At 71.2% G+C, this 9,088-nt stretch carries 11 protein-coding genes; 8 read left to right on the forward strand and 3 right to left on the reverse strand.

The window, feature by feature from the left end; all coding sequences use genetic code 11:
* Positions 1 to 158: 158 nt before the first annotated feature.
* Together LOY02_RS05005 and hemL are read left to right on the forward strand one after the other, a co-directional pair.
* A complete protein-coding gene (locus tag LOY02_RS05005) occupies positions 159 to 638 on the forward strand; it encodes a MarR family winged helix-turn-helix transcriptional regulator (RefSeq protein ID WP_317181231.1) in 480 nt (159 codons plus the stop codon).
* Between the two features lie 42 nt (positions 639 to 680).
* A complete protein-coding gene (gene hemL / locus LOY02_RS05010) occupies positions 681 to 2,024 on the forward strand; it encodes a glutamate-1-semialdehyde 2,1-aminomutase (RefSeq protein WP_317181232.1) in 1,344 nt (447 codons plus the stop codon).
* 28 nt (positions 2,025 to 2,052) lie between these two features.
* Here the strand turns inward: hemL and LOY02_RS05015 are convergent, their stop codons facing one another.
* Positions 2,053 to 2,673: a LysE family transporter gene (locus tag LOY02_RS05015; RefSeq protein ID WP_317181233.1), complete on the reverse strand. Its 621-nt coding sequence runs from the start codon at positions 2,671 to 2,673 to the stop codon at positions 2,053 to 2,055.
* Positions 2,674 to 2,771: 98 nt separating this feature from the next.
* Between LOY02_RS05015 and LOY02_RS05020 the strand changes: the two genes are divergently transcribed.
* Genes LOY02_RS05020 through LOY02_RS05045 form a run of 6 tightly spaced genes read left to right on the forward strand, consistent with a single transcriptional unit; the run spans position 2,772 to position 7,746 of the window.
* Positions 2,772 to 3,431: a histidine phosphatase family protein gene (locus LOY02_RS05020; RefSeq protein ID WP_317181234.1), complete on the forward strand. Its 660-nt coding sequence runs from the start codon at positions 2,772 to 2,774 to the stop codon at positions 3,429 to 3,431.
* Positions 3,431 to 4,042 (forward strand): TlpA disulfide reductase family protein, encoded by a 612-nt coding sequence (locus LOY02_RS05025; RefSeq protein ID WP_317181235.1) that lies wholly within the window; start codon positions 3,431 to 3,433, stop codon positions 4,040 to 4,042. The genes LOY02_RS05020 and LOY02_RS05025 overlap by 1 nt, the downstream gene beginning before the upstream one ends.
* A gap of 17 nt (positions 4,043 to 4,059) precedes the next feature.
* Positions 4,060 to 4,803, forward strand: coding sequence for a cytochrome c biogenesis CcdA family protein (locus tag LOY02_RS05030; protein WP_317181236.1), 744 nt, complete (start codon positions 4,060 to 4,062; stop codon positions 4,801 to 4,803).
* Entirely contained in the window at positions 4,803 to 6,443 is a 1,641-nt protein-coding gene (locus tag LOY02_RS05035; protein WP_317181237.1) for a cytochrome c biogenesis protein ResB, read from the forward strand. The genes LOY02_RS05030 and LOY02_RS05035 overlap by 1 nt, the downstream gene beginning before the upstream one ends.
* Entirely contained in the window at positions 6,440 to 7,450 is a 1,011-nt protein-coding gene (ccsB, locus tag LOY02_RS05040; RefSeq protein WP_317181238.1) for a c-type cytochrome biogenesis protein CcsB, read from the forward strand. The genes LOY02_RS05035 and ccsB overlap by 4 nt, the downstream gene beginning before the upstream one ends.
* A gap of 2 nt (positions 7,451 to 7,452) precedes the next feature.
* On the forward strand, positions 7,453 to 7,746 hold the full coding sequence (locus LOY02_RS05045; protein ID WP_317181239.1) for a DUF4229 domain-containing protein: 294 nt from the start codon (positions 7,453 to 7,455) through the stop codon (positions 7,744 to 7,746).
* A gap of 67 nt (positions 7,747 to 7,813) precedes the next feature.
* Here LOY02_RS05045 and LOY02_RS05050 read toward each other — a convergent pair whose 3' ends face one another.
* The gene (locus LOY02_RS05050) at positions 7,814 to 8,695 is read right to left on the reverse strand and encodes a 1,4-dihydroxy-2-naphthoate polyprenyltransferase (protein WP_317181240.1); all 882 of its coding nucleotides are present in this window, start codon (positions 8,693 to 8,695) and stop codon (positions 7,814 to 7,816) included.
* Between the two features lie 105 nt (positions 8,696 to 8,800).
* Positions 8,801 to 9,088, reverse strand: a 288-nt coding sequence (locus tag LOY02_RS05055; RefSeq protein WP_317181241.1) for a PLD nuclease N-terminal domain-containing protein, incomplete at its 5' end; no start/stop codon positions are given.

Below are 9,088 nucleotides of genomic sequence, written 5' to 3' on the forward strand. Positions count from 1 at the left end.
ATCGGCTCGCCCGACTGGCCCGAATGCCTCGGCTGCGATGATCAGCCGCGCCGTGCGGCACGTCCTCACTTCGGTGCGGTCGCACGGGAACTAGGATCTGACCAGCCACGTCGACTGCAGCGTGTACCAGCGCGCCCGAAGGAGGTGCCCCGGGGCCCATGTCCGAGAACGATGGCGTGAAGTGGCTCAGTGACTCCGAGCAGGCCTCCTGGAGGGCGATCCTGCGCGGCACGAGGCTGCTCGAGACGGCCCTCGACCAGGCCCTGCACGCCTCGGGACTCCAGCTCAGCGAGTACGAGATCATCTCGATGCTCTCCGAGAGCCCCTCCCACCGGCTGCGCATGTCGGAGCTCGCGGCGATGGTCGTCCAGTCGCGCAGCCGGCTGACGCACACGGCCAAGCGCCTCGAGGCGCGCGGCTGGGTCACCCGGGAGCAGTGCCTGGGCGACCGGCGCGGCGTCGAGCTCGTCCTCACGCCCGTCGGGCTCGATGCGGTGCAGCGGATCTCCAAGGTCCATGTCCAGAGCGTGCGTGACAACCTCGTCGACATCATGACGCCCGAGCAGTTCCAGGCCATCGGCGACGCGATGGCGATCGTGCGCGACCACCTCGACCCCGAGGGCCTCACCGACGCCTGACCCGTGGCGGTCGCCCGACCTGCCCACTGGGACAATGAGCGCATGACTTCACATGTGGTGTCCGGTCCGGGCTCGGTCGCGGGGAAGGGCGTCGCGGCGTCGGAGGCGCTGCTCGCGCGGGCGAGCGCCGTGATCCCCGGCGGGGTCAACTCGCCGGTCCGTGCCTTCGGTGCCGTGGGCGGGACGCCGCGGTTCGTGGCGTCCGGGCAGGGCGCGTGGCTGACCGATGTCGACGGCAACCGCTATGTCGACCTCATCTGCTCGTGGGGGCCGATGATCCTCGGGCACGCCCACCCCGACGTGCTCCGCGCCGTCCAGGAGGCGGCAGCACGGGGGTTCTCCTTCGGGACGCCCTCGGAGAACGAGGTGGCCCTCGCGGAGGAGATCGTCACCCGGGTCGAGCCGGTCGACCAGGTCCGACTCGTCAACAGCGGCACCGAGGCCACCATGTCGGCCATCCGGCTCGCGCGCGGCTACACCCAGCGCGACGTCGTCGTGAAGTTCGCCGGCTGCTACCACGGCCACGTCGACGCGCTGCTCGCGTCGGCGGGTTCGGGCGTCGCCACGTTCGCCCTGCCCGACTCGGCCGGGGTCCCGAAATCGAGCGCAGGCGAGACGATCGTGCTGCCCTACAACGACATCGCGGCCGTCGAGGCGACCTTCGCCGGGCGGGGCGAGCAGATCGCGGCGGTGATCACGGAGGCGGCCCCGGGCAACATGGGCGTCGTGCCGCCGGCTCCGGGCTTCACCGAGGGGTTGCGCCGGGTGACCCGGGACCACGGTGCGCTGCTCATCAGCGACGAGGTGATGACCGGCTTCCGCTGCTCGCGGTCCGGCTTCTACGGGCTCGAGGGGCCGTATGCCGCTGGGCCGGCCGACCTTTTCACCTTCGGGAAGGTCATGGGTGGCGGTTTCCCGATCGCTGCCTTCGGGGGCCGGGCCGACGTGATGGCGCTGCTCGCCCCCAGCGGCCCCGTCTACCAGGCGGGCACCCTCTCGGGGAACCCGGTCGCCTCCGCAGCCGGCCTGGCCACCCTCCGCGGGTGCACCGACGAGGTCTACGACCGTCTGGGGACCGTCGCGCACACCATCGCCGACGCTGCCTCGGAGGCGCTGACGGCGGCCTCCGTCCCGCACACGGTGCAGTGGGCGGGGTCGATGTTCTCGATCTTCTTCCGGGAGGGTCCGGTGCGCAGCTACGACGACGCCAAGACCCAGGACACCGAGGCGTTCGGCCGCTTCTTCCACGCGATGCTCGACCACGGGGTGCACCTGCCGCCGAGTTCGTTCGAGGCCTGGTTCGTGTCCGCTGCGCACGACGAGGCTGCCGTCGAGCACGTCCTCGAGGCGCTGCCCCACGCCGCCCGAGCGGCAGCGGGCCGCTGAGCGGGAGCGGGCCCAGCGGCATACGGCCTCAGCGGGTGACGGCCAGCAGGACGGCGACGACGACGTAGAGCGAGCCGAAGACGCGGTTGATCGTCCGCTGTCCCGAGGCGCTGCGCGTGAGCCGTCGCAGTCCCTTCGCCGCGGCGGCGAAGAAGAACCACATGACGATGGTGTCGATGCCGACGACGGTCGCCGCGAGGATGAGGTACTGCACGAGGAGCGGGCGGTCGGGGTCGATGAAGTGCGGCACGAAGGCGAGGAAGAAGACGATCGCCTTGGGGTTCGTCAGGTTGACGAAGACGCCGCGGCGGAACATCGGTCCGGCGGGCTCGCGCAACGGCGTCCCGGCGTCCGCGACGAGGGTTGGGGTGAGGCGCCACTGGCGCACGCCGAGCCAGAGCAGGTAGGCCGCCCCGACGTAGCGGACGGTGTCGAACAGCACCGGGTTGCCGCTGACGAGGACCCCCACACCGCCGGCGACGATGGCGATGTGGGTCACGAGCGCCACCTGCTGCCCGAGGATCCCCCAGATCGAGCGGGCCCATCCCGAGCCGAGCGAGGTGGCCATCGTGTTGATGGCGCCGGCGCCCGGCGTGAAGGAGATGAGCGACCCCGCGGCGACGAGGGTCAGCCAGAGGGACCACGACACAGGCGGAGTGTACGGGCGGGAAGCGGCCGGGCAGCCTCCGGTTCCGGGGCCCGAAGGCGGATTCGGACGTTCGGCCTGCATTTGAGAGACTGTGCGCCATGACCGCTCCGCCCAGTCCGCACGTGCCGACGCGCACCGTCGTGCACCTGATGCGGCACGGAGAGGTGCACAACCCGACGGGGGTCCTCTACGGCCGGCTCGACGGCTACCACCTGTCCGACCTCGGCCGCGAGATGGCCGAGCTCGTCGCGCGGCACCTCGAGACCAACGACATCACCGTGGTCGTCGCCTCCCCGCTCGAGCGGGCGCAGCAGACGGCCGCGCCCATCGCCGCCACGCACGGCCTGACGGTGCGCACCGACCCCCGCGTCGTGGAGTCGGCGAACTACTTCGAGGGGCGCCAGGTGAGCAGGAAAGACCTGTTCCATCCGAGCCACTGGCCCAAGCTGCTCAACCCGCTGAAGCCCTCCTGGGGCGAACCCTACGAGGAGATCGCGGCTCGGATGCTTGCCGCCATCGACGACGCGCGACGGGAAGCGGCCGGGCACGAGGCGGTCATCGTGTCCCACCAGCTGCCCGTCTGGACGGTCCGCAACAAGCTCGAGGGTCGGCGCCTCTGGCACGACCCGCGCAGGCGAGAGTGCACGCTGGCCTCGTTGACGTCGCTGACCTACCTGGACGGCGAGCTCGAGTCGGTCGCCTACTCCGAGCCCGCTGCGGCGCTGCTCGAGCGGGCGAGCAGGAGCGTGGGCGCCTGATGCGTGACCTCGACCGGCGCTCCGCCCTGCGGTGGGGGGCGATCGTCCTCGCGGGCGGGGCGGCCACGACGCTCGCCGCCTGCTCCGAGGACCCGAACTCCGTCGCCGCCCAGGCCAGGGCCGGCGACCGCAAGAACTACGTCTCCGGCGACGGCACCATCGAGCGCCTCGCGCCGGAGAGCCGTGGCGCTCCGGTGGCGCTGTCGGGCACGACGCTCGAGGGTGAGCCCTGGTCGATGGAGGGCCGGGCCGGCACGATCTTCGTCGTCAACGTGTGGGGTTCGTGGTGCCCGCCGTGCATCGAGGAGACACCGGCCCTGCAGAAGGCGTGGGAGCAGGTCCAGGCGGAGAAGCTCGACGTGGAGTTCATCGGGCTCGACAAGATGGAGAGCCCCGAGACCGGCCTCGCCTTCCAGAAGGCGAACGACGTCACCTACCCCTCGCTCGCCTACGACGGCGGACTGCCGATCCTCGCCCTCCAGGGCAGGGCGACGGCCACGCCCTCGACCCTCGTGCTCGACCGGCAGGGACGCATCGCCGCGCGGGTCTCCGGACCGGTCACGACGAGCACCCTGACCGCCCTCATCGACGACGTGCTCGCCGAGGCCTGACATGAGCAGACGCGCCCGTGAGCGTTGACCTCGCGACCGGCTCGATCATCGTCGCGTCGGTCGTGGCGCTCGTCGCAGGTCTCGTGTCCTTCGCGTCCCCCTGCGTGCTGCCCTTGGTCCCGGGGTTCCTCGGCTACGTCACCGGCCTCTCGGACGAGTCGCTCGAGCGACGGTCGCGGGGCCGGCTCGTCGTGGGGGCCCTGCTCTTCGTCCTCGGCTTCACCGTCGTCTTCCTCGTCGCCGCCGCCGCCCTGTCGGCGATCGGGGTGGCCTTCCGGGAGCACCAGAGCATCCTCCTGCGGGTGGGCGGCGCCATCGTCGTCGTCATGGGCGTGCTCTTCCTCGGCCTCGGCAAGTCGTATGCCGCTCAGCTCGGTTGGAAGCCACGCGCGGGCCTGCTCGGTGCCCCGTTACTGGGGGCGGCGTTCGCCGTCGGATGGTCCCCGTGCTGGGGGCCGACGCTCGGCGCGATCCAGGCCATGGCGGCGCCCATCTCGGCGGAGGCCGGCTCGATCGGGCGCGGCCTGCTGCTCGCCGCGATCTACTCGATCGGCCTGGGGATGCCGTTCGTCCTCATGGCTGCGCTCTGGGAGCGTGCCGGTCGCGCCAGCGCCTGGCTGCGGCGGCACCGCCGGCCGATCCAGGTGTTCGGCGGGCTCATGCTCATCGCAGTGGGCCTGCTCATGCTGACCGGCCTGTGGGAGTCGGTCATCGTGTGGCTGCAGACCAACCTCATCGCGACCTTCCAGGTGGCCATCTGATGACCGAGCCGAAGACCACCGCCACCCGGGAGCGGGAGCGAGCCCGGCGGCATACGGGATCGTCGCTGTCCACGGCGCCCCGGGAGCCGCAGCTGCCGCAGCTCGGGGCGCTCGGGTTGGCCAGGTGGGCGTGGCGGCAGCTGACGAGCATGCGCACCGCGCTCTTCCTGCTCCTGCTCCTGTCCGTCGCAGCGGTGCCGGGCTCGGTTTTCCCACAGCGCAACATCGATGCGGGACGCGTGTCCGACTACCTCGCGCAGAACCCCGCGACAGGCCCCTGGCTCGACCGTCTCGGGTTCTTCGACGTGTACGCGTCGCCGTGGTTCTCGGCCATCTACCTGCTGCTCTTCGTCTCGCTCATCGGGTGCATCGTGCCGCGCACCCGGATGCACGTGCGCGCCCTGCGCGCCACCCCGCCGCGGGCGCCGGCGCGGCTGTCGCGGCTCGACGAGCACGTCGAGGTCACGACGTTGCTCGGCCAGCAGGAGGCACTCGAGGCCGCGCGTGCCGCCCTGCGAGCCAAGCGCTTTCGGGTGCACAGCCACGATGGCACGAGCGTCAGCGCCGAGTCGGGATACCTCCGTGAGACCGGCAACCTGCTCTTCCACCTCGCGCTCACCGGGATCATCGTCGGAATGGCCGTCGGCCACCTCCTCGGCTGGCGCGGCGACCTCATCCTCTCCGAGGGCGACGAGTTCGCCTCGAGCGCGACGACGTACAACACCTACTCGCCGGGGCCCCTCGTCGGCGAGGACGCCGTCCCCGGCTTCGTGATGCAGCTCGACGACCTCGACGTGCAGTTCAACGAGACCCCGGGACGGTCCTTCGGCACGCCGCGCGAGTTCACCGCGCACGTCACGGTGGCCGACGAGCCGGGAGGCGAGACGCGTGAGGCCGACATCGCCGTCAACCATCCCATGGTCATCGGCGGCGCCGACGTCTTCCTCCTCGGCAACGGCTACACACCGGTGATCACGGTGCGCGACGCGGCCGGGGAGGTGCTCTACCGCGAGGCGACCCCCTTCCTCGCGCAGGACGGCAACTACCGGTCCGTCGGGGTCGTCAAGGTCCCGTCGGCGAGTCCGAAGCAGCTCGGGTTCACCGGCTTCTTCCTCCCCACCGCCGAGCCCACCTTCGCGAACGGTCCGGTGTCGGTCTTCCCGGACGCCCAGAACCCCGAGCTCGCCCTGTCGATCTGGGAGGGCACGCTCTTCCCCGGCGGCGCGCCGCAGTCCGTCTACACCCTCAACACCGAGCAGATGACGCAGGTGATGGGCGACGACGGCGAGCCGGCCCTGATCAGGCTCAAGCCCGGGCAGACCTACGAGCTGCCGGGTGGGCGGGGGTCGATCACCTTCGAGGAGGTCAAGCGCTTCGCCGGGCTGTCGATCCGCACCGACCCAGGGGCGCCGATCAGTCTCGTCAGCGCGCTCCTGGCCACGCTCGGGCTCATCCTCGGGCTCACCATCAAGCGTCGTCGCGTCTTCGTGCGGGTCCGCCCGGGCGGGTCGGAGGCAGGCGCTACCGTGGTCACCATCGGCGGCCTCTCCAAGGACTCCGACCCCGGGCTCGCCGGCATCATCGACACGGTCGGCGCAGCCGTGCACGACCCTCTTGCAGATCGGAAAGACCGCTCGTGACACCCACTCTCGCCACGGCCAATGCCGCGCTCGCCAGCAACGCCAACATGGCGCTCTACGCCTCGATGATCGTCTACACCCTGGCCATGCTCATGTTCGCGTGGCACCTGGCGGCCCGGTCTGCGCAGCTGTCCGGCACGCGGGCCGTCGAGCGCGAGGAGGTGCTCGTCACCGCCGGAGGCGCACCGGCGACCAGTGCGCCGGCACCGGCTCGGCCGGCTGTCGAGGGCCCGACTGCCACAGAGAGCGCCGCCTCGTGGCAGCGGGGAAACATCGGGCTCATGCTCACCTACCTCGCGACGGCGCTGCTCGTCGCGTCCGTGGTGTTGCGGGGCGTCGCCGTCGAGCGACCACCGTGGGGCAACATGTTCGAGTTCGCGACCGCGTCCGCCGCAGCCGTGGGCCTGACCTACTCGGTCCTGGCCAAGCGCAACGGCTGGCAATGGCTCGGCGTCTTCGTCGTGACGCCGATCCTGCTCGTGCTCGGCCTGTCCCTCACCGTCCTCTACACCGAGGCGGGCGAGCTCATGCCCGCCCTCAAGTCCTACTGGCTGGCCATTCACGTCGGCGTCGCCTTCCTCGCCGTCGCCTTCTTCACCATCGCGGCGGTCATCGGGGCCCTCTACCTCGTCCGGCTGCGGCGTGAGGAGAAGCCCCCGGCACGGCGTAACTTCATCGAGTCGCTGCCGTCGTCCGCGGCGCTCGAGCGGACTGCCTACGGCCTCAACATGGTGGCCTTCATCCTCTGGACCTTCACGCTCATCGCCGGCTCCATCTGGGCGAAGCAGGCGTGGGGCACCTACTGGCAGTGGGACCCGAAAGAGGTCTGGACCTTCGTCATCTGGACCGTCTACGCCGCCTACATGCACGGCCGGGCGACCGCTGGCGTCGACCTGCGCAAGTCGATGTACATCGCCCTGGCCGGGTTCGCCTGCGTCATCATCAACTTCACGCTCGTCAACCTCGTGTCGACGTTCGTGGGCATGCACAACTACTCGGGGATGTGACCGTGCTCCGCTACACCGTCCTCCGCCTGCTCATCTTCTTCGGCGTCCTCATGGCTTTGTGGCTCGTCGGCATCCGCAACAACCCGCTCCTGCTCGTCGCGCTCTCGGCGGTCATCTCCGCCGTCGTGTCCTACGTCCTGCTCCGGGGCATGCGCGACGAGATGACGGCCAAGCTCATGGACCGGCACGAGGCGAAGCTCCGGGCGAAGGAGGAGGGCCGTCGGACCTGGACCGAGGACGAGCTCGCCGAGGACGCCGAGGCCAACGGGACCGGCGAGACCGACACCCCACGCTGACTCCTCCCGCTCACGCGAGTGGCCCCGGTGTCCCCGGCCGACTGTGCCTGATGGGACAGTCGACCGCTCAGTGGACGTGGTGGCCGAGGGCGAGCCCGACGGCGAGAAGCACGGACCACGCCAGCTCGAACACGCCCGTCCCCGCCAGGGCGGGGATGAGGTCGCGACCGGTGGCGCCGCTGACGACCGCGCGAACCGGCCGCACGACGAGGGGCGCCGCCAGCAGGGCGAGGAGCGAGAAGGGGGTCGTCAGCGCGGCGAGGCCCGTCATGACGAAGGCGACGGCGACGAGCACGACGTAGAAGGCTCGGGTGCCCTTGTCGCCGAGCCGGACCGCGAGGGTGCGCTTGCCGGTGACGCGGTCGGTCGGGATGTCGCGGAGGTTGTTGGCGACGAGGATCGCCGAGGCCACCGCGCCGACGCCGATCGCCCCCCACCACCCGGCGGCCGTGAGCGGCGTCATGGTCGCCATCGTGCCGAGGGTCGCGACGAGGCCGAAGAAGACGAAGACGAAGACCTCGCCGAGCCCGAGGTATCCGTAGGGCCGGGACCCGCCGGTGTAGTACCACGCCGCAAGGATCGCGAGCGCGCCGATGGGCAGCATCACCCACAGACCGGAGAGCGCGACGAGGACCAGCCCGAGAACCCCTGCGACGGCGAAGGAGGCGAGGGCGGCGGTCTTGACCGACGTCGGGTCGGCGAGGCGCTGTCCGACGAGCCGGATCGGTCCCACGCGGACCTCATCGGTGCCGCGAATACCGTCGCTGTAGTCGTTCGCATAGTTGACGCCGACCTGAAGGGCGAGCGCGATCACGAGGGCGAGGGCGACGTACCCCCACACGATGTGACCCGCCTGGTAGGCGGCGCCGGCCCCGATGAGGATCGGGGAGATGGCGGCGGGCAGGGTGCGTGGACGCGCCCCTTCGATCCATTGGGCGAGCGTGGCCATGGGTCCTCGCTGGTCGTGCCGGGCGGCTGACGCGGTGGAGCGGTGGCGCGCGTCAGGTCCGTCCCGGGGGCGGTGTCGGGTGTGGCGGCGGCGGCCGTGGGCCGGTCAACTCTTCGGCTTGCGCAGCCTTCGGAGGAAGTCGGGGTCGTCGTCGGGGCCCCGCGGGCCGGGCGGGGGCGCCATGGGACGCCGGGGCGCGTTGCCTCGCGGGCCGAGCCCGAGAGCGCGGGCCCCGGGGGCGTCCGACCGGCCGGCGACGAGCCACATCAGCGGGCCGAGCACCGGGATCAGGCAGACGAGGAGCCACACGGGCTTGGGCATGATGCGCATGAGCCTGCCGTCGGTCTGGAGACAGTCGACGAGGGCGTAGATCGTCGCGAAGGCCACGAGGGC

The sequence above is a fragment of the Intrasporangium sp. genome (assembly GCF_032907665.1).
In the GTDB taxonomy this organism is placed as follows: domain Bacteria; phylum Actinomycetota; class Actinomycetes; order Actinomycetales; family Dermatophilaceae; genus Intrasporangium.

Coding starts and splice junctions, on each gene's coding strand:
- LOY02_RS05005 (WP_317181231.1), top strand. CDS start 159: ATGTCCGAGAACGATGGCGTGAAGTGGCTCAGTGACTCCGAGCAGGCC.
- hemL (WP_317181232.1), top strand. CDS start 681: ATGACTTCACATGTGGTGTCCGGTCCGGGCTCGGTCGCGGGGAAGGGC.
- LOY02_RS05020 (WP_317181234.1), top strand. CDS start 2,772: ATGACCGCTCCGCCCAGTCCGCACGTGCCGACGCGCACCGTCGTGCAC.
- LOY02_RS05025 (WP_317181235.1), top strand. CDS start 3,431: ATGCGTGACCTCGACCGGCGCTCCGCCCTGCGGTGGGGGGCGATCGTC.
- LOY02_RS05035 (WP_317181237.1), top strand. CDS start 4,803: ATGACCGAGCCGAAGACCACCGCCACCCGGGAGCGGGAGCGAGCCCGG.
- LOY02_RS05050 (WP_317181240.1), bottom strand. CDS start 8,695: ATGGCCACGCTCGCCCAATGGATCGAAGGGGCGCGTCCACGCACCCTG.